This is a genomic window from Bacillus paramobilis (genome assembly GCF_038096195.1).
GTDB classification, from domain to species: domain Bacteria; phylum Bacillota; class Bacilli; order Bacillales; family Bacillaceae_G; genus Bacillus_A; species Bacillus_A mobilis.
The window spans coordinates 3,823,516-3,847,408 of the sequence record NZ_CP151108.1 but is presented as its reverse complement, the minus strand read 5'-3'; the positions used below and the strand labels follow the sequence as shown (position 1 = coordinate 3,847,408).

The following is a 23,893-nucleotide window of genomic DNA, read 5'->3' as shown; positions in this document are numbered from 1 at the left end:
AAACATTTCTATTTCTTTTATTGTAGCGTATATGTATAAAGACAATATGCTATTTAAACAGCAATTTCATTGACGAAATGTATGCTATTACAGTAGTATACTATTTAGTGTGTAATAGTACTAGCAATGAATACGCTGTAGGGGGTTTAGTATATTGTTAGATGCGATAAAAATGACGGATATGAGAATTCCGGCGAATGCTATCATTCATGTAGAAGAGATGAAAGGTGGAGTCGTATTATCCGTTGAAGTAGATGGCCAAATTATTTATACGATGGCTTATGATGAAGAAACAGATAGTTATGCTGAATTATATGATCGAAACGATAAGAGGGCGTGCCAAGTACATGAGGATTTTATGGGATGGTCACTTCTTCATTAAAAAAGATGTCAATATGACATCTTTTTTTATTAAACCGATAGAATATACAAAGAAATGAAATATAAGGATAAAATTTGTAATAAATGATTTTGCATTGTTAGCACTTTGTAACTGCAAGTAAACTATTTTTTCGCTATCATAAAGATAATAGTCGCAGTTATAGGAGTGGTCAACTTGAAGAAAGTACATATTTCAAATTATATGCTATTATGTGTTTGTTTAATTTTATTTGTTCTCTTAGGAGGATTTTTATATTCATGTGTATAAGAAAAAACGTATTCTAAAAAGAACACGTTATAAAAAAGAAGTAATAATTAATCTAGTCCCGAGAATAATTAATGTGATACGTAATAAATTAATTACGGCTTTACCACTTAATTTTGTATTGATATAAGCCCCGATTTTTCCACCGATCCATGCACCAGGAATAAGAATTAATGCATAAATCCAGCTGACATTTCCAAGGGAGATGTGAGTTGCAGAACTTACAATGGCTGATAGAAATACGATAAACATCGAAGTTGCTACAGCGATATGTGCTGGGAATGCAAAAAGTAGCATCATTGCTGGAACAAGTAAGGCACCGCCACCAATTCCAAATAACCCAGATATAAAACCAACTATAAAGGCGATAAAGATAGCGAGAAGTGGTGGAAATTGATAGTGTACAGTGTTTCCTTCGTTATCTGTAAAAGAACGTTTAATTACCGTCATATTTGATAAAGAAAGAGGGTTTAATTTGTCTCGTAACATAAGAAGAATAGAGACGAAAATAAGGAAAATCCCAAAATATAAAGAAAATGTATCTTGGTTTAAAAATTTGTTTGCCCACGAGCCGATGATACCACCAGGGCCACTCCCGATAAATAAAATAAGTCCACTTTTGTAATCTACTCGTTTATGCTTCATATAAGTAAGGGTGGAAGATAGTCCTGTAAAAACGACTGTTACCATTGAAGTTCCTACTGCAAGTTGTGGTGATAGACTGTGTAATCCGATTAATAACGGGACAATAATAATTCCGCCACCAAGCCCGACTAGACTCCCGACTGTCCCGGCGATTAGCCCGATGAAAAGTAACATGATGTATTCCAAAATTGCCAACTCCTCTATATAACTTATCCACCAATTATTATACACGCTTTTTCATGAGAAAAAGGTTTGTTCACAAAAAAGTCGTCTTCCTGGAATAATAAGGAAGACGACTTTTGATTAAAAGATTAATTGTAATAAAGAGTAAAATAAAGCAGCTAAAGAAGCTGAAATAGGAAGTGTGATAACCCAAGTAATTAACATGCGTTTTGCAGTTCCCCATTTTACACCTTTTACACGATGAGAAGCACCAACCCCTAAAATAGAAGAAGAGATAACGTGCGTCGTACTAACTGGTAAGTGAATGAATGTTGCACCGAAAATAACAAGTGATGATGATAAATCGGCAGCTACCCCATTTACAGGACGAATTTTCATAATTTGTCCACCGACAGTTTTAATAATTTTCCATCCACCGACAGAAGTACCAAGACCCATTGCAATCGCACAAGATAATTGTACCCAGAACGGGATGTCGCTAGAAGTATGATAGCTATTAGCCATAAGAGCCATCGTAATGATTCCCATTGCTTTTTGCGCATCATTTGTACCATGTGTATAAGCTTGTAATGCAGCAGTGAAAATCTGGAATATACGGAAGTTTTTGTTCGTCTTCGTTAAATTAAAGTTTTTAAAGACTACTTTAAATATGCTGTATACGATATAACCAATAACAAAAGCGATAATCGGTGAAATGATTAAAGCTTCAAGGATTTTTATGAACCCTTTAAGATTTAATGAGCTAATACCTGCCGCAGCGATAGCTGCACCTGCGATCGAGCCAATGATTGCATGCGAAGAACTACTTGGAATACCGTAGTACCAAGTGATTAAATTCCATGCTATTGCCGCAAGTAAAGCAGCTAAAATTACAAGAGAACCATTTTGCAAGGCAAATGGATCAACGATATCTTTTGTAATCGTTTTTGCTACACCTGTAAATGTCATCGCACCTAAAAAATTCATAATAGCTGCCATAATAATTGCATGTCTAGGCTTTAGAGCTTTTGTTGAAACAGCCGTTGCAATAGCGTTTGCTGTATCGTGAAATCCATTAATAAAGTCAAAAGCTAAAGCGCAAATGACTACTAAAACGGTCAGTAACAAGAGTGTATCCATGATCAAACTCCTTACGCGTTCTTCATAATAATTGTTTCTAATACGTTTGCAACGCTTTGGCAGCTATCCGCTACTTCTTCAAGCTCTTCGTAAATCTCTTTGTATTGAATAATTTTAATCGGATCTTTCTCACGAGAGAATAAGTGCTTAATCGCATGACGGCGAATATCATCACATTGTGATTCGTAATCCTTAATCTTAATCGCGTTCGTACGAATGTCGACTAACTTCTTTTTAGACAGTAGTTCAACAGAATTTGCAATCTCAATCGCACATTGATTAATTGCTTCAACGAATTTAATCATGTATTCATCAGCTTCTGTAATAGAATACATTTCGAATAGACCAGCACTATGATCTAATCCGTCTAATACATCATCCATACTCATTGCAAGTTGTAGGATGTCCTCACGTTCAATTGGAGTAATAAACGCTTTGTTTAGCTCCATAATGATTTCGTGAATAAATGAGTCACCTTTTGACTCATACTCTTTCATGCGCATAGAAAACTCTTTTAAATCGCTAGCATTTTTAATTTTATACTCCACGAAAAACTGCGCGCCTTCTTTTAAATTTTCGGAAACATTCATTAACATTTCAGAAAATTTATCTTTTTTTGATTTAAATACCATTATTAGTTACCCCCACAAAAGTAATATATGTAAAATATATTGGCTAGTCAATTCTAACAAAAAACTGTCGTTTTTTAAAACATTTTATCGAAAAGTTTACAAAAACTTAACATAACTCTCATTGTTGTATTAATAATATTAATAATCAATATTGAATATCTTACTTGTAGAATGTCCTTTTCCTACAAAAAGTATGAATGTGAAAGAAAAGCTTTACACTACAGGAAAGACTACGTTATTATAATAAATTTAAAAGGAGGTATATTCTTCCTTTTGAAAAGAAGAGTGTAAACAAACGAAGGAAGTGAACGAATGAAATTGAAGAACACTCACTTAAAAAAAATGCAGGAGTGGTTCAATAAGAGGAAGAAACTTCGTAATTCATTAATTGTATTAGGAAGTTTACTTGCTACTCTATTTATTGCTATAAATATAATAATTTCCATTCAAGACATATCTGAATTAAAACAAGCTGTTCCGCAACCGACCTTAATTTATGATGCAAATAATGAAGTTGCGACTAAATTAGCTTCCTCTAAAACAGAAGGTGTTAAAAGGAAAGATATTCCTGACATTATGGTTCAGGCAATTGTTGCAGTAGAAGATAAGGGGTTTTTTAACCATCACGGTATTTACTATAGTGGAATTATAAGTGCAGTTTTTAAAAATATTACAGCAGGAGAAGTTGTAGCAGGGGGAAGTACAATTACACAACAACTTGCGAAAAACGTATTTCTGACACAAGACCGCACATACTCTCGAAAAATAAAGGAATATTTTTTAACAAAAAAAATAGAGCGTACGTATACGAAAGATGAAATTATTGAAATGTATATGAATCAAATTTATTTTGGTGAAGGAGCTTGGGGTATAAAAAGGGCAGCTAAATCTTATTTTGATAAAGATGTAAAAGATTTAACAGTTTCAGAAGCTGCGACGATTGCTGGATTGATTAAAGCACCGTCTGCCTATTCGCCTTATAAAAACTTTAACAAGTCAATCGAACGACGTAATGTTGTATTAAGTTTAATGAAAGAGCAAGGATATATTTCTGACGAACAGTATAATAGAGAAAAAGAGAGCGGCCTTGTGTTAAAACGTGGTGTGGATGATAAATACAAGGGGAAATACTCTCAATATGTAGACTATATTGTTAGAGAAGCGATGGACAAGTACGAATTAACACAAAATGAAATTTTAGCGGGTGGTTATCGTATTTATACAGAGCTTGATCCAAAAAAACAACAGGCTGTGGAAGACGTTGTGAATAATGAGAGTTATTTCAAAGATAATGGGTCGGACCAGCTTATGCAAACGGGTGTAGTTCTTATGAATCCAAAAACAGGTGGTGTACCAGCTTTAGTTGGAGGTAGAGGTCCGTATCAGTTTTTACAGTTTAACCATGCAACCCAATTAAAAAGACAACCGGGCTCAACGTTAAAGCCTCTGGCTGTATATGTACCAGCGTTAGAGGAAGGGTATGAAGTATACGATATATTAAAAGATGAACCATTTAATATTAAAGAATATAAACCGCAAAATAGTGATCATACTTTTCACGGTGATGTGACAATGTATGAAGCCGTGGCAAAGTCGTACAATGTTTCAGCTGTTTGGCTATTGGAGCAAATTGGATTAGATAAAGGATTGAAATCTTTAGAGCGATTTGGTATTCCATTAGTGCCAGAAGATCGTACGTATCCGATTGCTTTAGGCGGGATGCATGTGGGAACCTCTCCGTTTGTAATGGCTCAAGCGTATAGTACATTTGCAAATGACGGTGTTCAAGTGGAAGCTCATGCGATTAGGGAGATACAAAATGCTGAAGGTGAAACAATTGGAAAGTGGTATAAGAAAGAGACGCGGGTGACGAGCGAGAAAATTGCTCAAAAGATGACATATTTATTAAAAGGTGTTGTTGAAAAGGGAACGGGGGAAAAGGCGAAAGTTTATAACGTTGATACGGCAGGTAAGACAGGAACTACTCAAATTGTAAATGGACCGAGCACTGGTGCAAAGGATTCATGGTTTGTTGGATACACACCAGATTTAGTAGGTGCGATTTGGGTAGGATATGATAAAACAGATAGTGATCATTATGTTCCGGGGGGAAGTCAAATTACTACGACAATGTTCCGGGATATTATGAAAAAAGCGAATGCCAATCCAGCTCAAAAAGCATTCCAGTTATCGCTCATATCTGAGGCTGATTATAAAAAACAATTGAATACAATAGAAGAGGAAAAACGAAGAAAAGAAGAAGAGAAGAGAAGGAAAGAAGAGGAACAACAAAGAAAAAAAGAGCAACAAGAGTGGATTGATAAAGTGAAAGAATGGATTCCTTCATTTTGGTAAAAGAAAGAGGCGAATAACAAAATTCGCCTCTTTTTTGTATGAAAAACAAAATGAAACTTTAATCGGTGGGGATTTTTGTCTATCCCTATTAGCTATTAATCGATATCCATTGAGATACAAGATATTACTCGTTAAGTAGAATGTTCGTACTGCCAAAGGATTCGGGATCGTATGTGACGATTATTTTTCCTTTACTAATAGGTTCGTAAGGTAATTCTTCTTCATAATTACCATTATTTTCATTGTGGATAGAAAGTGTAATTTCATCGATTTCTTTATTTGTATATTGATTTTTAATCGTTTCAGCAATTTGAAGTAACGCTTCGGAACTAGAAGCTTTCGTAATAAGCATTCCTTTTATAACTTTTTTTTCATTCTTTGTGGTATTGGAATAAGGGATGTTGCTTTGTTTCGTATACAAAAGTTTGTATGGAACAGTTTTTCTCTCTGCTTGTGATATAGTGGAATATTTTAGAGTTAAAAAAAATCCTACACATAAAATAATGCATACCATAAGAGCAAACCAAATGCGTATTAGTGACATAACTCTCATTTTCATCCCTCTTTCATATCTTTGACTTCACTATTTATCATACAGAATGAGGATTAAGGTAGAGTAAATTTGAGGTAAAGAAACGTAAAGAAGGAGCACTTATCCTCCCAAATAAGTGCTCCTTTCTATATAAAGAGAGATTTAATGCACGGTAAAACGATACATATTATTATAAATATGTTTATTTAGTGAAAATTAGTAAATGCGGAATACTGATAGTGTTGCAGTTGTATCACCTGTGTTAGGAATAGAAATAGTGTTTGCTGTAGGCTGTATAGAAATCGTTGTACCAGCTTGTAAAGTAACGATTGTAGAGAACGAAACAGCACTACCGATAACATTAGTTGAGAAATTACGAGTAGGTGGTTGACCATTGAATGAAATACCAAATCCAAATGGTGAAGATCCTGGGAAAGTTGTAGACGCTGAGAAACTAATATCATATACGCCTGTTTCTAAAACTGTTAAAGTATCTGTAGTGTCATTAAAATTAATATTATTTATTTCAAAAACTTGATTGAATTGGATATTCATTCCAGGTGATATAGTTTGAGCATTGGAGTTTCCAATTGCAGCGATAGTTATAGGAATTGGAGTACCCGCTGGTCCTGTTGCGCCGGTAGCACCTTGAGCACCAGTAGCGCCTGTTGCGCCGGCTGGTCCTTGGGCACCAGTAGCACCTTGAGCGCCGGCTGGTCCTTGAGCACCAGTAGCACCTTGAGCGCCGGCTGGTCCTTGAGCACCAGTAGCACCTTGAGCGCCGGCTGGTCCTTGAGCACCAGTAGCACCTTGAGCGCCAGCTGGTCCTTGAGCACCAGTAGCACCTTGAGTGCCGGCCGGTCCTTGAGCACCAGTAGCACCTTGAGCGCCGGCCGGTCCTTGAGCACCAGTAGCACCTTGAGCACCCGCTGGTCCTTGAGCACCAGTAGCACCTTGAGCGCCGGCCGGTCCTTGAGCACCAGTAGCACCTTGAGCGCCGGCTGGTCCTTGAGGTCCAGTAGCACCTTGAGCGCCCACTGGTCCTTGGGCACCAGTAGTACCTTGAGCGCCGGCTGGTCCTTGAGCACCAGTAGCACCTTGAGCGCCGGCTGGTCCTTGAGCACCAGTAGCACCTTGAGCGCCGGCTGGTCCTTGAGCACCAGTAGCACCTTGAGCGCCGGCTGGTCCTTGAGCACCAGTAGCACCTTGAGCGCCAGCTGGTCCTTGAGCACCAGTAGCACCTTGAGCACCCGCTGGTCCTTGAGCACCAGTAGCACCTTGAGCGCCAGCTGGTCCTTGAGCACCAGTAGCACCTTGAGCGCCAGCTGGTCCTTGAGCACCAGTAGCACCTTGAGTGCCGGCCGGTCCTTGAGCACCAGTAGCACCTTGAGCACCCGCTGGTCCTTGAGCACCAGTAACACCTTGAGCGCCAGCTGGTCCTTGAGCACCAGTAGCACCTGTTGCGCCAGCTGGCCCTTGAATACCTTGAGGTCCTTGAGGTCCAGTAGCCCCTTGAGCGCCGGCTGGTCCTTGAGCACCAGTAGCACCTTGAGCGCCAGCTGGCCCTTGAATACCTTGAGGTCCTTGAGGTCCAGTAGCGCCTTGAACACCCGCTGGTCCCTGTGCACCTTGAGGTCCTTGAGCACCAGTAGCCCCTTGAGCGCCGGCCGGTCCTTGAGCACCAGTAGCACCTTGAGCACCCGCTGGTCCTTGAGGTCCAGTAGCCCCCTGAGGACCGGTAGCACCAGTAGCGCCTGTTGCTCCTCCTCCAAGGCAACCTGATCCGTATTGAACTAGGATAGTTTGGATTTCTGTAATGAGTTTAACTAGTTTGTCGATCGTACAGCAATCTACCTTGAATAATTTGGCGATATACAATAAATAATTAAGCAAGCTTTGCAGCTCAACATACAATGCTCCGCATGAGAAAGGTTTTGTTCTTAAAATAGTTAATAGATTAGCGATAATAGAATTTCCAATTTGTTTTTGTGCTGGAGACAAATCTAAGCAATTGAGGAATTTTTGTAGGTTATTTAGGGTAGCAATCAAGTTATCGATATTATTTTGAGAAGGGTTTTGAAAGACAGCTTGAATAGCTTGGCCAAGAGCTTGAAGAAGTTTAACGAATTCTGTAAGTTCGGACTTAGAGATGTTAATATGACTACAAGCTCTGACTTCGCAACAATCATTACCATAAAATACTTTTCCTTTATTTTTATTGTTCATCTTTTCATTCCTTTCTTTCATAGAATCAATAGCCATTACTATATATTAAAATGAAATTCATACTGAATTCGTGATGGACAAACTACCATTTCTAAAAAAATAAGAAGTTTGCCTACCAAGCAAAAACAATTAAGTTATGGAGAAAGATTTATAGAACTTAAAGAAGATTATTTCAACATAAAAAAGCATGCCAATTGTTGAGAGTATATAACAATTGGCATGCTTCTTGTGGAGGAGTACCTCATTAGTATTCATTTAATCTTTCAAGGGTCGTTTTAGGTAAAATTGGAATTGAAATAGCGAAAGTTGTACCATCTTCATTACTGGTCATTTTTAATGTACCGTTATGATTTTGAATAATTTTCTTTGTTACTGACAAGCCCAGTCCTGTACCTGAATCTTTTGTTGAGAAGAATGGATCAAAGATATATTCTTGAATGGCTGGTGGAATACCAATTCCATTATCAGTGAAAGTAATACGAACAAAATTATCAAGGCGATAACTAGTAATTTGGATAGAAAGTTTCTTTTCGCCTTGAGCATCGACAGCGTTCTGAAATAGGTTTAAAAAAACTTGCACCAGTTCATGACGATCAATATGGACTAATACATCATCCAATTCGGTAGAAAAATTATAATCAATTGCAATGTTATGTAAAAAGACTTCACTAGCTAGTAACTGTTGAATATATTCACGTAAAAATGTGTTAATAGGAAACGGTTCTCTTGTAAATTCCCGTGTTTTTGAAATAGCTAAAAATTTTGTAATAATACCATTTGCGCGGTCTAATTCAGGAATGAGTAAGTTTTCGAATAATTCTTTATTAGATGGAGAAACACTTTCTTGTAAAAATTGTAAGTAACCCCGTACGGTTGTAAGAGGATTACTTACTTCATGTGCAATCCCAGCTGCAATTCGCCCTGCTAACGAAAATTTCTCTGCATCACGTTCTGTGTTTAAATAATGAAAGACACTAATAACTCTAAATATTTCTCCGTTATAATCACGAATAATTCGGTTATTTAATATGCCGTAGTTTTTGTCTAAAACTTCTTCATTATATAATTCTGTTCCCGTTCTTAATGTTTCAAGAGCTTTAATTTTTTCTTCTGGCAATTTTAATAATTGTTGAATTGGTTTTCCGATTATATCATTTCGTACTACACCAAAATCATCTGCTGCAGCTTGATTACATAAAGTTATATTTCCTTTACTATCAACAAAGGTTACATGATGTGAAAAAGCATCAAAAATATGAACAAAGTATGTTTCAAGTTGTTTAAATAAAAATAATGAATCACAAGTAAGTTGAAATTCAGCCTCTTTATTTTCTCTTTTTATGTTTTGGATGGAATGAGTCGTTCTCGTTTTCTTTATTTGTAAACCAATATGTGGATTTTTATATGTAAAATGATGTGGTAATTGATTCACAAGTTCTTCATAAAAACGTACTTTATTTTCTAATTCTTCTATTCGTTTTTCATGAGATACAGTATCATCGTTTGGAAGCATAAATAAATAACCCCTCAATTTAAAAATTCTTCCATCTAGTATATCATATTTTTATACGGATACTCTTAAAGAAGGGGCTACTTAATGAAATTGATTAGTCGAAGTGTTCGGTAAGTGAGTGGAATGGATAGAAGGTGAAGTTAAAAAGGGAGGGATATATTTGCTTTTCATTGGAGTGACAGGGTGGGGAGATCATGATTCTTTATATATAGATCCCTATGAAAATAGAAATAAATTGCGAACATATAGTGAGCATTTTCCTATTGTGGAAGTGGATAGTTCATTTTATGCGATGCAACCTGCGCGAAACTATACAAAATGGGCAACGGAGACACCGAAAGATTTTTCTTTTGTCGTAAAAGCATATCAAGGGATGACGGGACATATGAAAGGTGAAATTCCGTTTTCTACGTTCGACGATATGTTTGATGTGTATAAACAATCTATTCTTCCTTTAATAGAAGCTAATAAATTAAAAACGATTTTATTTCAATATCCACCATGGTTTGATTGTAAAAAGAAAAATGTGGATTTTCTTCGATATACGAAAGAGAAAATGGAAGGTTTGCCGTGTGCCATAGAATTTCGAAATCAAACATGGTTTTATCCAGAAATGAGAGATAAGACTTTACGGTTTTTGGAACAGGAGAAATGGATTCATACAATTTGTGACGAGCCACAGGCGGGGATAGGTTCGGTACCGCTCGTTTTAGAAGTAACGAATGCAGAGATGGTGTTAATACGTTTTCATGGTCGAAATGTTCATGGCTGGCTGGATAAAGGGGAAAATTGGAGAGCGGTTCGCTGCTTATATCGCTACAACAATAAAGAATTAGAAGAATGGGTAGAAAGACTAGAGCAATTGAAAAAGAAGACAAAGGGCATATATGTACTATTTAACAATAATTCGGGCGGAGATGCAGCGGATAATGCGAAACAACTTATGAAAATGATGAACATTACATATGGTGAGCCGAAGCCCGAGCAATTAAATTTATTTGAATGATAATAAACAAGAAAGGCACTGTACAAACAGGGGGAATGTACAATGCCTTTCTATATGAAAAAGAGGGGTAACAATGTTACTGAGCGTTTGGTTGATTCATCAATTGTTGGCTTCGTAATAAATGATAATGGTTATCATTATCATTGTCAATAGTTTTCCGAAAAATAAATAAAAAACTTTTTATGAGACAGTAACGGTTAGGAAGATTCCTGATAAAAAGTTAGGCAGAAGCAAAGAAGTTTTTCGGGGGAGAATGCTAGTGAACTCCTGATAAAGTATCAAAAAAAGAACAGCAATTAATGCTGTTCTTTTCCAGTAACGAATTGTTGTAAATCAAAAGGAGTTATCGCTTGGATAAACTCTTTTGAAATAAGTGTTTGAACAAGAGTACTCTCAGAAATGGAAGCACCTGTTTTCTTTTCATAAGCTTGTTTTAATAAATCAAGTTTTTCAGCCGTTTCTTTCGGTAATTCAATTGTTAATGTGTTCATAATTTCTCCCCCTTATTATTAGAGTACCACTACAATATAGGAGAGACAAGAAAAGAGAATGTGAAACATAAAAAAGGTTACCATTTTATAAATGGTAACCTTTTTTATGTATAAGAGTTATTAAGCAATACCGATATACTTTAAAGTTTTTGATGGAGTACTATGATCAAAGAAATGTTGTAAAAATGCGATATCAACACCTGATTTGTATGCACAATATCCCCAGGTTTTTCGAAGTGTATGTGAGCTAATCCCTTCTAATCCAACTTCTTTTGCAGCTTTGTTTAAAATGTACCATGCATGTTGTCTCGTAATAGATTTTGTTCCTTTTTGAGACTTTAATAATGGTTCATTACGTTTCCAAGTTTTACGTTCTTTCATGTAGTCTTCGATCGCGTGCTGTAAGTCTTCATTTACAGCAAACCATTTATGTTTCTTTACTTTTTCATTGTAAAATAAAATGGAATGGCGAACATTTTCATTTTCATCGATTACATCACTAACTTTTAATTGTAAGATTTCACTTACTTTTAAGCCAGAATTTACAGCTAATACGAATAATAAGCCATCACGTTTCGAAGATTGTAAAAGTATATTTTTGATAGTTTCTAATTGTTTTTCATTTTGAATAGGTTGTCCTGCTTGTTTCATTTCACGCACTCTCCTCTTTTATGTGTGTAAAGGAAAGGATTAACTTGTTTCTTACTATAAAGGGAGAGTGTGAATTTCATGTGAACTCCTAGTGAAATTAAGACAAATTATTTGACTTCTTTTACTTTTTGTAAATTAAAGTAGAATACAACACTGTTATTCGTGTTATATACACCGTACTCGGCATGGTGGAGGTCTAAAATGTTTTTTACAATAGATAATCCGAGACCAGTACCACCAGTATGACGGCTACGAGATGCATCTAAACGGTAGAAACGATCCCAAATTTTTTCAAGACTGTCTTCTGGGATAGGGTTTCCAGTGTTTTCGATTTCGACTTTTACAGTATATTCCATTTCTATAACAGAGACTTGTATTTTTTCTCCATCTGGCGTATATCGAATTGCATTGCTAAGTAAGTTCACAACCACTTGCTCAATACGACTACGATTCGCTTTCACAAATATAGAAGAGTCTACATCTATGTTCACTTGTAGATGCTTTTCTTCCATGCTAAATAATAACTTTGTATAGACTTGTTGAATTAATTCACCGATTGAGAATGTCGTCATATCTAGTTTGTACGTACCTGATTCTAATTTTGCTAATTCTAACATTTCAACAATAAGTCTGTTCATGTTTTCGGTTTCTTCTAAAATAACGTCTGTGTAATACGTCGTATCTTTACTAACGCCATCTTTAATTCCTTCAGCGAAACTTCTAATTACACTGAGTGGTGTTTTTAATTCGTGTGATACACCAGAAATGAATTCTTTTCGCGTTTTCTCTAATTGACGTTCACGTTCAATATCTTGTTGTAATTTTGTATTCGCAACATTTAATCGATCAATTCGGTCTTTTAAGTTTACAGATAGCGTATTAATACTGCCGGAAAGCCCACCAATTTCATCGTCTGCTGTCACAGGTAATTTCTCGCTAAAATCAAAATTGGCCATTTTTTTTGTAACACGATTCATTTTAATCAATGGTTTCACAATGATTTTTGAGTAGTAGAAGGATAACAAAATAATTACTAGAAAAACGATGATTAAGGCATAGACATAATAATCCTTTAAAACAAGCATTGCTTCATTAACAGGTTGCAAGGATGCTACCGCAAAAGCGTATTCTTTAATCTTTCCATTTTCCATAATAGGTTTTACAAAGATACTATTCTTTATATTTTCTCCACTATCTAGCAGGAAATGGCTTAATTGCTGTGGGCTAGTAGTGCCATCTCTAATAATTTCTGCAAAATATTGAACGGCTTGTAATGTTTCAAGGTCATTTGCAAGACGAACATCCGCTTTGGATGGAAGCTGTAACTTAGACACAATACCAGTAAACTCAATTTGAGTTACAGTTTTGGATCGACTTGTAAGTCTATTTTTAGCAGGGTTGCCATTAATGGATTGAAAATCTGAGTTGATATATTCGTTTTGCCATCGATTATAGTTTGTCGTCAATTCTATTGGTGTTATGGTGGAATCTTGTACAAAACCGACGACGTTTATCACCCCATCTTTTTTCAGTCCTAAGTTTTCGAATTTATTATATTCTTCGGGCGTTAAAAGATTATTGAGTGGAATGGAATATGGTTTATTATTTTTAGGGTTAATTACATCAATGTAAAAATTATTGTCGCTTTTAATAATGCCGTTCGTATTTAAAAACTGCATTTCGGCATTTGTTTTATCATGAAATTCTTGTTTTAGTTTTCGAATTTCTTCATAACTTTTACCACTTTTTTCGTAATTATCTACGAACTTCTCAAAAGAAGTTTGAACGGTTTTTACCTTTTTATTAATATAAAATTTCTCTAAAAATAGAGATTGTCCTAGGAAAAAAAGGAGGAATATGATTGTAAATAATGTTGATGTTAATAAAAATAGTTTAAAGACTATACTTCTGTTTTTCACTGCGTCACCTCTTGTGAGAAATACTGTAAATGATTTCTTTATTATAACAAACGTTACAAAAAAGTAGAGGAGAAAATCTGTCTCTTCCGAAAGTAGTTTTATATAAAAAGTCACATAAAAAGAACTCGACAGACGTATGACGAGTTCTTTAATGTATTATTGTTGAATTGCTGCATCTAAAGCGATTTCAATCATTTCGTTAAATGTAGTTTGACGCTCTTCAGATGTTGTTTCTTCACCAGTGAAGATATGGTCACTTACTGTTAATACAGATAACGCATTTACACCATATTTCGCTGCTAATGTGTAAAGAGCAGTTGTTTCCATTTCTACTGCTAGTACACCGTAATCTCCAAGTTTTTTAACCATGTCCATGCTTTCGCGGTAAAATACATCTGCTGTTAAAACGTTACCAACACGAACGTGTAAGCCTTTTTCAGTTCCAGCATCGTAAGCTTTCTTTAACAGGTCAAAGTTTGCAGCTGGTGCAAAATCAAAACCTGGGAATGTTAAACGGTTCATATTAGAATCCGTACAAGCTGTCATTGCAATAATAACGTCACGTACTTTTACGTCTTTTTGAATCGCACCGCAAGTTCCAACGCGAATTAAATTTTTAACTCCGTAGCTTTGGATTAATTCGTTTACATAAATAGAAATAGAAGGAACACCCATACCTGTACCTTGAACAGATACGCGTTTTCCTTTATAAGTTCCAGTGAAACCTAACATACCACGCACGTTATTATAGCAAGTAACGTCCTCTAAAAATGTTTCAGCAATATATTTTGCACGTAATGGATCACCAGGTAATAGAATAGATTCAGCAATTTCGCCTTGTTTGGCTTCAATATGTACACTCATGAAAAGTCCTCCTTATAATGTATTGATAGAAATCAATATCATTTGCATTATACACTATCAATCCTTTCAATTAAAATCTTTTAATTATTTGTAATATGTGCAAAGCAGGAGGATTTCATAAATCATAATCTAGAATATATATGTAAGAAGTTTTGTATGAACAGAGACAATAAAAATGGTAGGTGATGTTTTGAAAAATCTTGTCATTGGACTTGTTGCTTTGCTTTTTATTGTAGTAGGAGGATTTTACATAAAGAAGTATCAGGAAACTACAGAGACTGTAGGTGATGTTCAGGAAGTAAAATGGGATGTGTCAAATGGAAAAGGAAATGAGAAAGTAGCTATTTCGTTTCAATTACTAAATAATAAAAATAACGAAGTTCGTGGTGTGAATGATCAAATTCGGGCAGTTATTGTAGACGGACAATTAAAACATGTACAACAAATGAAACCTACATTTGCAGGGAATGGATCATATAAGGTTTCTTCCAAAATAGTGAAAGATGAAGGATATACAATATTTTTATATGAAGACAAAAATAAGTCTGTAGAATCATTTGCAAAGAAAGATTTTGGGAGAGAAATAGAGGAGAAAAATAAGAAAAAAGTAAAATTTCCAATCGATAGTGTGCTTACAAAAAAAATAGGGGAGTATGAAGTTTCTCTATTATTTGGTGCCTTGCATCCGAATGAACCAGCGACGTTAACATTTCAATTCCAAGCGAAAAAGGGTGAAAAATTGAAATTACATTCAGAGAGAGGAGAAGTAGAGGCGCTCTATATCGTGGACGAAACAAGAGAGACCTTTTTATATGCAATACCTGTGGATACAGATGAGCAATTACAATATCGTATTACATTTCCTGTCGAAGGAACGTATAAAATATGGGGAGATTTCTATATAAATGGTAAGAAATATGAAAAAGAATTTATTGTACAAGTTCAAAAACGAAAAAACAGCTAAATGTTTAGCTGTTTTTTCGTTTTCCTATTAATTTTGTTACAGAGAGCATTGTAATTGGTAAAGAATGATTCTTTCTAAATGCTAAATATTTGCCGCTCCATGCTGGTTTATATTTTTCTTTAAAATGACGTAGCCCGCTGAAACTATACGTATAACGAACATTATTAAAGATGGCAGCAGCAACTCGTTCAGACCAGAAAGATTGTGTCGATAAACCTACATTTGAAAGTGGTGCCATACCAATATTAAAGGAATGGTATTCATTTTCTTTGGCCCACTGGAATAGGTGAATGAAAATTGCATCCATAATGCCACTAGGTGCATCTGGATAATATCGCATTAAATCAACAGACAATGAACCGTCTTGATATACCGGCATAAAGGTTGTAAATGCGATGATTTTTCCATCTGCATCAGATAATGTAGCGATAGGTGCTCGGCTAATATATTCACGATCAAAGTATCCAAGTGAAAAGCCTTTCTCTTTTTTACCGCCGAGCCATGCCTCTGAAACTTTTTTTAACTCTTCATAAAGTTCATCTGAGAATGGTGGCTGGTGAATAGAGAATGTATAGCCTTCTCTTTCAAAACGGTTGAAAGTCGCTCGCATACCGGCGCGTTTTTTTCCTGTTATTGTAAATGTATTTAAATCAACGACAGCTTCTTCACCAAGCTTAAAGAAGTTATAACCAAAATCATGATATAAACTCATCCATTTACTTTCGATTTGGTAGAATACACAAATGTATCCAAATCGGTCAGCCTCAGCTAAAAACTCTTGTAACACAGTACGATAGGAGGAAGGATCCCCAATTGGATCACCTAGCACAACAAGACGTTTTCCCGTTATAGAGAAGAGAAGGAGCGCTTTCCCATCACTACTGAAGAAGAATTGTTTATCCCCTAAAAATCCTAAATGACTAAGTACATTTCCGTCATGTTCATCTAAGAAGTTTTGCAATCTTTTATCATTCGCTGGTTGCCCGGGAAATTCATTTCGATAACGGTTGGCAATGAGTGAGCCAATCAGTAAAAAAGTAGGAACGAAAAAGGCAGCTGCTAATGCACTTCGTTTCACTTGTGTAATATTACGAACGACAAAATCAGGTTTAAAGGCTTCTTTTGCACCTGCAAATAAAATACCTAAGTTTTTATATAAATATAAAGTTATAAGTAGGAATATAAAAACTTTTACCATATCAGAAAGTGAGACTTCCATTTTTTCGCGTACAAATCTTTTACGAAGCATATATAATACAGCGAGTACGATTAATAAAATAAACGTTTCTTCAATATCAATTCCTTTTAGCGTATTAAAGATTGCTGCTCCGATTAAAGAAATAATCGTCATATAGTAAGAACGTTTTGTTCCATAATATATGCCTCGTGAAAGGATTAGCAGGAGAATACCAAATGTTAGTGATAAGCTAAAAGAAAATTGAATAAGAGGTTTTGGAGCTAGAATATGTAAGGCGTGTGCTCTGTTTATACTTGTTGGTAGAATGGTCGATAAAATAACCATTAGTCCAGCAAATACTGTTAAGGCAGCAGATGCCCATGAACCTAATTTTCCTAGAAAATCACGCTGCAAAGTCCATATAACACCAGTTGTTTCTAATGCAGGCGCAATAAAAGGTTTATCTTCAAACTTTTTAATGGCCACGCCTGTCATTTCAAAAGCTGCAAAAATAAGACCAAGACAGAAAGGTAAAATGTAATAGACGAGGCGATATAATAACATAGCAGGTAATAATACGCCTGTATCAATGCCATACTGTCCGAGTCCAGTTAAAAAGACAAGATCAAATGAACCAAGGCCACCAGGCACAAGACTCACAACGCCAGCTAAAGCAGCAATTACATACACACCTAAAAACTTTTGAAATTCGATATCGATGCCAAATAATATTAATATGACGTACATAACAATACCAGCAGATACCCACTCGACTAATGAAACTAATGAGTATAAAACAGTTGGGTTTTTCTCTTCTGCTTCTTCTTGTCCTTCGGTTTGGTTTGTTTTTCTATTTTTAAGTTTAGAAAAACCGATATATATAGGGACGAAAAGAGCGAAAAAGATAAGAACAGGCCATAGCCACGGTTTTTCATGCAAAATAAAACTTGTGTCTAATATTCCAATAAGACCGAGGAATGAAAGAATGGCTAATCCGTTAATAAAAGCAGTTGTCATCCAGGCGATACTTTTAATAAGTTTGCCATTTTCTTTTATGTAAGGACGATAAAGCATTGTGCGTACACCAGCTCCAACGAGACCACCAAATCCAATAAATCCATTTAAAGTATTAGCAATCCATGAGATACGGAAAATCTTTTGGACTGGTATATCAGCTTTTAAATAACGAAGCATAACATAGTCATAAAAGAACATTGTTGATACGGCAAATGCGCCAAGTGTAATTGCTAAAAAGACTCCTCCGGTTGGAATGTTTTTAATTGTATTGATTGCTTCTAAAAAAGAAATGCCTGCTAATTCTTTTTTTGCTTGAAAGAATACAATTGTTAATACAACAAATGGGAAGATAATTTTCCCGATTTGTAAGAAACGTTTCCATGAAAACGACATAAATACAACTCTCCTTGTATAAGAAAACTGAGACAATAATATTATTATGACAAACTTCAAGAAAAATAAAAAGGTAAATTCCTGTATAGGTAGCTATTTTTTATAACGGTTATATTTAAAAGAGTATTTCGTTTGTCAGAAAATTAAGTTAAAATGAATTGAAAGAAGGAAGAGAGGGGAAGCAGATGATTATAATAGGTTATGCGGGATATGAGTTAGAGAAAGCAAAGCCTAATACATCAGAAGATTTCTTTAATAGATCTGAAGTGACATATATATTAAATAATAAAGAGAGAACTTTTTCTGTTTTATACGTTCGATATTTTGAAGAAGTTTTACAAGAAATTACTCCTTTTGAAGGAAATCCAGTATATAAAGTAGAAGAACAAGACATATATTTACGGGATATTGTAGCGATATGTTGTTTACTGAAAGAGAATGAGCATCGCCTGCGAAAACGTTTGTATGTAAATAATATAGAAGAATTCCAACAATATTTTGATGAGGGAACAGTGGTGAAAGTACAAGAAATATTGGCTGAATTACATAAAAATAAAAGAGTAGAAATAGCGTGAAATGGCAAAGGAGAGGGAAAAATGTCTAATCTTATGGTTGAAAATCAAACGGAACAAGTTTCTATGTTTTTAGAAGATGTTATTACACTGATAACCAATTATGTAAATTATCATACGTTACCTTCTTTATTAGAAGAAACACCGGCAGGGCACGAGCAATATTATAAAGGGCTATTAGCATCAATGAGACGTCTTCTCGTTTTTTGTGAAGAAGGACATGATGCATGTTTTGTTTTGTTAAATAGCCAGCCATTTCGAAAAACAGCAGCTGAAAAAATTTTATATAAAATTTATCATCAAGTAATTGCAGAGTTTTTCTCACCAAAGAGTGATCATTGGTATGAAAATAGTAGGTCTGCCTATACAGGGAAAAACTCCATCGTTTTTCAACAAACGCCACCAGCGTCTGTAGAGCAAGTGATGAAGAGTTTAGAAGGTAAATTTCAATTGATGCGTGAAGAACTAGAATATTATGAGACGGATTACCAAACAAAGATGTTACACAAATATTAATTGCGAAAAAGAAGCTAAGGGAACTTAGCTTCTTTTCCTTTTGTAAAGTTATATAAGGGATTTCCTTTGAATATATTTATGGGGATAGCATTAAGGAGGTGTAACATGAGTCAGCAAGGTGTATTTACAGATTACTTTCATGAAGTAGAAAGCTGGTGTGAAAGTGTTCTTCACGTATTAGATAGCCGTGCAATGGAAGTGTATGATGTCCATATGCTTGCTTATAAAATTCAAACGTTATTAGATCGTATGAAAGAGCATGAGTATGATACAGATGCAGAGTTTATGTATGAGATAAGTGATGATGTAGAACATATTCAGCATCATTTGCAGGAAGTATTCGTGCAAGGAGAAGAGGAATATGAACTATATGAAAGAGGGGATAGTGAACGAGCTGTTCCAATTGGAGGGCACACACTTCCACCATTACCTTATCCGTATAATGCATTAGAACCTTATATTTCTAGAGAAATTATGATGTTACACCATGATAAACATCATCGCAGTTACGTGGAAGGATTAAATAAGGCAGAGAAGATGATGGAAGAAGCGAGAAAAACGAATCAATTTGATTTAATTAAGCATTGGGAAAGAGAAGCGGCTTTTCATGGATCAGGTCATTACTTACACACGATATTTTGGAATAACATGAAAAAAGATGGCGGCGGAAGTCCAAGAGGGGCTCTTTCGCAACAGATCGAACAAGATTTTGGGAGTTTTTTACGTTTTCAAAAACATTTCACAGAAGCAGCTTCTAAAGTAGAAGGATCAGGATGGGCGATTCTCGTCTGGGTGCCACGATCTGGAAGATTAGAAATTTTGCAGAGTACACTTCATCAATTATTTACACAATGGGATACCATACCGCTCCTCGTACTAGACGTGTGGGAACATGCGTATTATTTACAATACCAAAATCGAAAAGATGAATATATTAAAAACTGGTGGAATGTTGTAAATTGGCCTGATGTCGAAAAAAGATTTGAAAGTGCGAAACAAATTGAATGGACACCGTATTAGACGCAGGTTTTCTGCGTCTTTTTTATTGGGAGGGACAAGAGATTTCGTTCATATTTTAAAAGGCCAAGCATACACTTGTACAAAAAGTGCCAAAAGGACGTGGGGGGAAATATGAGACGAATTTGTGTAATAATCATGCTTCTTATTATGTACGCAAGCGTTATGCCAATTCCTACATATGCAAAGATGAACAGTAATGTCAGTGCTCGAAATGCTGTATTAATGGAACAACAGTCAGGTCGTGTATTATACGGGAAAGCAGAACATGAGTCACAAAAAATTGCTAGTATAACAAAAATTATGACAGCGTTGTTAGCTGCTGAATCAGGAAAAATGAAAGAAATGGTATCGGTTAGTAATGAAGCGGTGAGAGTAGAAGGCTCAGCAATTTATTTAAAACCTGGACAGAAAGTGAAGTTAGAGGATTTAGTATACGGACTCATGCTTAGATCTGGTAATGATGCAGCACAAGTAATTGCTGAAAATGTAGGAGGGAGTATAGAAGGGTTCGTATATTTAATGAATGAAAAGGCGAAACAAATTGGAATGAAAGATACTCACTTTTCAAACCCACATGGTTTGGATGGAGATGGGTCCCATTATTCGTCGGCCTATGATATGGCACTTTTAACGAAGTATGCAATGGGGAACGAAACATTTAAGAAGATTTTTGGGACCAAAACGTATAAATCAGATTCGTGGGATTATCCGTGGAAAAACAAACATAAACTCGTGACGTCGTATTATGAATTTGCAACAGGAGGAAAAACAGGTTTTACGAAGAAAGCAGGGCGGACGCTTGTTACAACAGCATCAAAAGATGGACTAGATCTAATTGTCGTAACTTTGAGTGCTTCTAGCGATTGGGATGATCATATGAATTTATTTGATAAAGGTTTTGAACGTTTCAAGCAAACGAACGTTGTAGGACAAGGAGCCCTTGCTGAAATAACTGAAAAGAAATATGCCAATCATGTTTATACGAAAAATAGTTTTGCGGTGCCATTAACTGAGCAAGAAAGAAAGGATGTCGTATTAAAAGTTGAACTCGATAAAAGTGCAAAACTTAAGGATGGCGTAAAGGTTGGGAAGACAGAAATTTATGTTGGCAATGAGAAAGTTGGAGAACGGAATTTATTTTATAGTAAACGAAAGTTAGTAGCTACAACGGGAATGTACTGGAATAATGTGAAAGAAATTTTTTCTCATATGATAGGTGTTGGGAGCGATGGTTAATCTCGTATGGGTAGCGATGGCAGTCATAGGGATCGTATATGCCATGATAAATGGAACGATGGAAGCAATAAATAAAGCTGTATTTGACGGAGCAAAAGACGCAGTAACAATTTGTATAGGACTCATTAGTGTTTTAGTATTTTGGCTTGGTTTAATGAAAATTGCAGAGGAAGCAGGGTTGTTAAAAAAGTTAGTGTCACTTTTTATGCCGATGGTAAAAAGATTGTTTCCAGAAATACCGAAAGATCATCCGTCAATGGGATTTATTTTATCGAATATGATGGCAAACTTTTTTGGATTAGGGAATGCAGCGACCCCTCTTGGTATTAAAGCGATGGAACAATTGAAAGAATTAAATGGAGGGAAGGATTCGGCGAGCCGTTCTATGGTAACGTTTCTCGCGTTAAATACATCAGCGATTACTTTAATTCCTACTACTGTCATTTCGATTCGAATGACGTATGAATCAGCGAATCCTACTGAAATTGTTGGGGTAACATTCATTGCACAAGTACTCTCTATGATCGGAGCGATTTGGATTGACCGCTATTTTTACCGAAGAAGGAGTAGGAAGGGGCGGAAAAAATGAGTATTGTAAATACAATTTCATTATGGGTAATCCCTTGTGTAATTGGTTTTATCCTTTTATATGGCACGATAAAGAAAGTGCCAACCTATGAATCGTTCGTTGAGGGAGGAAAAGAAGGAATTCAAATTGCAATCTCCATTTTACCGTTTATGGTTGGGATGCTTGTATCTATTTCAATATTTCGAGCTTCAGGTGCATTAGATGCAATGATATCAGTAATGAAGCCGATGTTAGATTTAATTCATGTCCCAGCAGAAATTGTTCCACTAGCACTTATACGCCCTATTTCAGGCTCTGCTGGTTTAAGTATTACGACCGATTTAATTGCCACATATGGGCCAGACTCGTTTATTGGAAGATTGGCTTCTACGATGCAAGGGAGTACAGATACGACTTTTTATATTTTAACAGTATACTTCGGAGCTGTTGGAATTAGAAAAATGGGAGATGCATTAAAAGTAGGACTTTTCGCCGATTTAATAGGAATTATTTGTTCGATTGTGTTTGTTTCTTTAATGTTTAAGTAAGGCGGCTATTCATTTTTTATGATATTTCGCTTATAATACGTATACGACCACTATTAAGGTGTTGCTTAATAGTGGTTTTTTTATGCGGTATTTTTGACAAAATGATGAACTTTTATTGTGAGCAATATGAAGAATATGGACAATAATAAAAGGTAAAAACATGATTTGCCCTTTATATGTTTATTATCATCGCTATGTTGTTTAAGTAAGATGAAGCAAAAAGCCGTTAAGTGTATGCGGTTGCCAAGTCTTTCTAATGTAAGGTAAGATAAATTCGAGGTGAAAAAAAGAAATGGAACGATTACAAAAAGTGATTGCGCAAGCAGGTATTGCATCGAGAAGAAAGGCTGAGGAATTAATTCAGCAAGGAAAAGTAAAAGTAAATGGAAAAATAGTGAAGGAGTTAGGAACGAAAGTCACTCCTCAAGATAAAGTAGAAGTAAATAACATCCCTCTTGAAAAAGAAGAACCTGTTTATTTTTTACTATATAAACCAACTGGCGTAATTTCAAGTGTATCAGATGATAAAGGAAGAAGTGTTGTAACAGACTTTTTCCCTGAAATTAGACAACGTTTATTCCCAATCGGACGCTTAGATTATGATACGTCTGGCGTATTATTGATGACAAATGATGGGGAATTTGCAAATGTATTAATGCATCCAAGATATAAAGTTGAAAAAACGTATGTTGCAAAAATTAAAGGGCCATTAACAGGTGAGAAAATTCGCATGTTAGAACGAGGTGTTGCATTAGAAGATGGGAAAACAGCACCAGCACAAGTGAAAATTATTTCTTGGGACAAGCGTAAAGAGACTGCGATTGTACAATTAACGATTCACGAAGGACGTAATCGTCAAGTACGCCGCATGTTTGAAGCGTTAGATTGTAAAGTAGTGAAACTAAAGCGTGAACGCTACGCCTTTTTAGAAGTGGGTAGCTTGCGCCCTGGTGATGCGAGAGAATTGTCACCACATGAGGTGAAACAATTACGTGCATTGGCTTCTACAAAGCCGCGCTAATCGATAGTGTGAAACTTTCACCAGTGGAATGTTCCGCTGGTGATTTATTAAAACATACATATATTTATCACTCGTCGAA

At 35.7% G+C, this 23,893-nt stretch carries 22 protein-coding genes; 11 read left to right on the top strand and 11 right to left on the bottom strand.

Translation table 11 applies throughout. From position 1 onward, the window contains the following. The first annotated feature begins 154 nt into the window (after positions 1 to 154). On the top strand, positions 155 to 382 hold the full coding sequence (locus AABL52_RS19615) for a hypothetical protein (protein ID WP_000882907.1): 228 nt from the start codon (positions 155 to 157) through the stop codon (positions 380 to 382). 294 nt (positions 383 to 676) lie between these two features. Here AABL52_RS19615 and AABL52_RS19610 read toward each other — a convergent pair whose 3' ends face one another. The 3 genes from AABL52_RS19610 to AABL52_RS19600 all read right to left on the bottom strand — a co-directional run bounded on the left by AABL52_RS19610 (position 677) and on the right by AABL52_RS19600 (position 3,225). Next, on the bottom strand, positions 677 to 1,477 hold the full coding sequence (locus AABL52_RS19610; RefSeq protein ID WP_000455763.1) for a sulfite exporter TauE/SafE family protein: 801 nt from the start codon (positions 1,475 to 1,477) through the stop codon (positions 677 to 679). A 117-nt stretch (positions 1,478 to 1,594) separates the two neighbouring features. Then, positions 1,595 to 2,593 (bottom strand): inorganic phosphate transporter, encoded by a 999-nt coding sequence (locus tag AABL52_RS19605; protein ID WP_000380286.1) that lies wholly within the window; start codon positions 2,591 to 2,593, stop codon positions 1,595 to 1,597. Positions 2,594 to 2,604: 11 nt separating this feature from the next. Continuing rightward, positions 2,605 to 3,225: a DUF47 domain-containing protein gene (locus AABL52_RS19600; protein WP_000231446.1), complete on the bottom strand. Its 621-nt coding sequence runs from the start codon at positions 3,223 to 3,225 to the stop codon at positions 2,605 to 2,607. Positions 3,226 to 3,537: 312 nt separating this feature from the next. On the opposite strand from AABL52_RS19600, the gene AABL52_RS19595 reads away from it, so the two are divergent. Beyond that, positions 3,538 to 5,580, top strand: a complete 2,043-nt coding sequence (locus AABL52_RS19595; protein ID WP_341518233.1) for a transglycosylase domain-containing protein — start codon at positions 3,538 to 3,540, stop codon at positions 5,578 to 5,580. A 124-nt stretch (positions 5,581 to 5,704) separates the two neighbouring features. Here the strand turns inward: AABL52_RS19595 and AABL52_RS19590 are convergent, their stop codons facing one another. From AABL52_RS19590 to AABL52_RS19580, 3 genes are all read right to left on the bottom strand, one after another. After that, positions 5,705 to 6,133, bottom strand: coding sequence for a hypothetical protein (locus tag AABL52_RS19590; RefSeq protein ID WP_001265571.1), 429 nt, complete (start codon positions 6,131 to 6,133; stop codon positions 5,705 to 5,707). A gap of 195 nt (positions 6,134 to 6,328) precedes the next feature. Then, positions 6,329 to 8,338, bottom strand: a complete 2,010-nt coding sequence (locus AABL52_RS19585) for a Gly-Xaa-Xaa repeat protein (RefSeq protein ID WP_341518232.1) — start codon at positions 8,336 to 8,338, stop codon at positions 6,329 to 6,331. A gap of 244 nt (positions 8,339 to 8,582) precedes the next feature. After that, positions 8,583 to 9,851, bottom strand: coding sequence for an ATP-binding protein (locus AABL52_RS19580; RefSeq protein WP_341518231.1), 1,269 nt, complete (start codon positions 9,849 to 9,851; stop codon positions 8,583 to 8,585). Positions 9,852 to 10,011: 160 nt separating this feature from the next. On the opposite strand from AABL52_RS19580, the gene AABL52_RS19575 reads away from it, so the two are divergent. Then, positions 10,012 to 10,857: a DUF72 domain-containing protein gene (locus tag AABL52_RS19575; RefSeq protein WP_000897336.1), complete on the top strand. Its 846-nt coding sequence runs from the start codon at positions 10,012 to 10,014 to the stop codon at positions 10,855 to 10,857. Between the two features lie 296 nt (positions 10,858 to 11,153). Here the strand turns inward: AABL52_RS19575 and AABL52_RS19570 are convergent, their stop codons facing one another. The 4 genes from AABL52_RS19570 to deoD all read right to left on the bottom strand — a co-directional run bounded on the left by AABL52_RS19570 (position 11,154) and on the right by deoD (position 14,782). Further along, the gene (locus tag AABL52_RS19570; protein WP_001094861.1) at positions 11,154 to 11,348 is read right to left on the bottom strand and encodes a DUF3924 domain-containing protein; all 195 of its coding nucleotides are present in this window, start codon (positions 11,346 to 11,348) and stop codon (positions 11,154 to 11,156) included. 120 nt (positions 11,349 to 11,468) lie between these two features. Beyond that, a complete protein-coding gene (locus AABL52_RS19565) occupies positions 11,469 to 11,999 on the bottom strand; it encodes a tyrosine-type recombinase/integrase (RefSeq protein WP_000806236.1) in 531 nt (176 codons plus the stop codon). Positions 12,000 to 12,106: 107 nt separating this feature from the next. Next, the gene (locus AABL52_RS19560; RefSeq protein WP_341518230.1) at positions 12,107 to 13,918 is read right to left on the bottom strand and encodes a sensor histidine kinase; all 1,812 of its coding nucleotides are present in this window, start codon (positions 13,916 to 13,918) and stop codon (positions 12,107 to 12,109) included. Positions 13,919 to 14,074: 156 nt separating this feature from the next. Beyond that, positions 14,075 to 14,782 (bottom strand): purine-nucleoside phosphorylase, encoded by a 708-nt coding sequence (gene deoD, locus AABL52_RS19555; protein ID WP_000110707.1) that lies wholly within the window; start codon positions 14,780 to 14,782, stop codon positions 14,075 to 14,077. A 175-nt stretch (positions 14,783 to 14,957) separates the two neighbouring features. Here deoD and AABL52_RS19550 point away from each other — a divergent pair, with 175 nt between their 5' ends. Next, positions 14,958 to 15,746 (top strand): hypothetical protein, encoded by a 789-nt coding sequence (locus tag AABL52_RS19550; protein WP_341518229.1) that lies wholly within the window; start codon positions 14,958 to 14,960, stop codon positions 15,744 to 15,746. Positions 15,747 to 15,750: 4 nt separating this feature from the next. Here the strand turns inward: AABL52_RS19550 and mprF are convergent, their stop codons facing one another. After that, positions 15,751 to 18,333 (bottom strand): bifunctional lysylphosphatidylglycerol flippase/synthetase MprF, encoded by a 2,583-nt coding sequence (gene mprF / locus AABL52_RS19545; RefSeq protein ID WP_097845515.1) that lies wholly within the window; start codon positions 18,331 to 18,333, stop codon positions 15,751 to 15,753. A gap of 185 nt (positions 18,334 to 18,518) precedes the next feature. Here mprF and AABL52_RS19540 point away from each other — a divergent pair, with 185 nt between their 5' ends. The 7 genes from AABL52_RS19540 (at position 18,519) to rluB (ending at position 23,814) form a co-directional block, all read left to right on the top strand. Then, a complete protein-coding gene (locus AABL52_RS19540; RefSeq protein WP_000583793.1) occupies positions 18,519 to 18,908 on the top strand; it encodes a hypothetical protein in 390 nt (129 codons plus the stop codon). 21 nt (positions 18,909 to 18,929) lie between these two features. Continuing rightward, on the top strand, positions 18,930 to 19,421 hold the full coding sequence (locus AABL52_RS19535) for a YpuI family protein (RefSeq protein WP_000067571.1): 492 nt from the start codon (positions 18,930 to 18,932) through the stop codon (positions 19,419 to 19,421). A gap of 105 nt (positions 19,422 to 19,526) precedes the next feature. Then, positions 19,527 to 20,441 (top strand): superoxide dismutase, encoded by a 915-nt coding sequence (locus AABL52_RS19530; protein ID WP_000082672.1) that lies wholly within the window; start codon positions 19,527 to 19,529, stop codon positions 20,439 to 20,441. A 111-nt stretch (positions 20,442 to 20,552) separates the two neighbouring features. Beyond that, positions 20,553 to 21,677 (top strand): D-alanyl-D-alanine carboxypeptidase DacB, encoded by a 1,125-nt coding sequence (gene dacB, locus AABL52_RS19525; RefSeq protein WP_341518228.1) that lies wholly within the window; start codon positions 20,553 to 20,555, stop codon positions 21,675 to 21,677. Next, positions 21,670 to 22,266 (top strand): spore maturation protein SpmA, encoded by a 597-nt coding sequence (gene spmA / locus AABL52_RS19520; RefSeq protein WP_341518227.1) that lies wholly within the window; start codon positions 21,670 to 21,672, stop codon positions 22,264 to 22,266. The genes dacB and spmA overlap by 8 nt, the downstream gene beginning before the upstream one ends. Beyond that, entirely contained in the window at positions 22,263 to 22,793 is a 531-nt protein-coding gene (spmB, locus tag AABL52_RS19515) for a spore maturation protein SpmB (RefSeq protein ID WP_000029511.1), read from the top strand. Before spmA ends, spmB begins: the two co-directional genes overlap by 4 nt. A 292-nt stretch (positions 22,794 to 23,085) precedes the next feature. Further along, on the top strand, positions 23,086 to 23,814 hold the full coding sequence (gene rluB / locus AABL52_RS19510) for a 23S rRNA pseudouridine(2605) synthase RluB (RefSeq protein WP_000440552.1): 729 nt from the start codon (positions 23,086 to 23,088) through the stop codon (positions 23,812 to 23,814). Positions 23,815 to 23,893 lie beyond the last annotated feature (79 nt).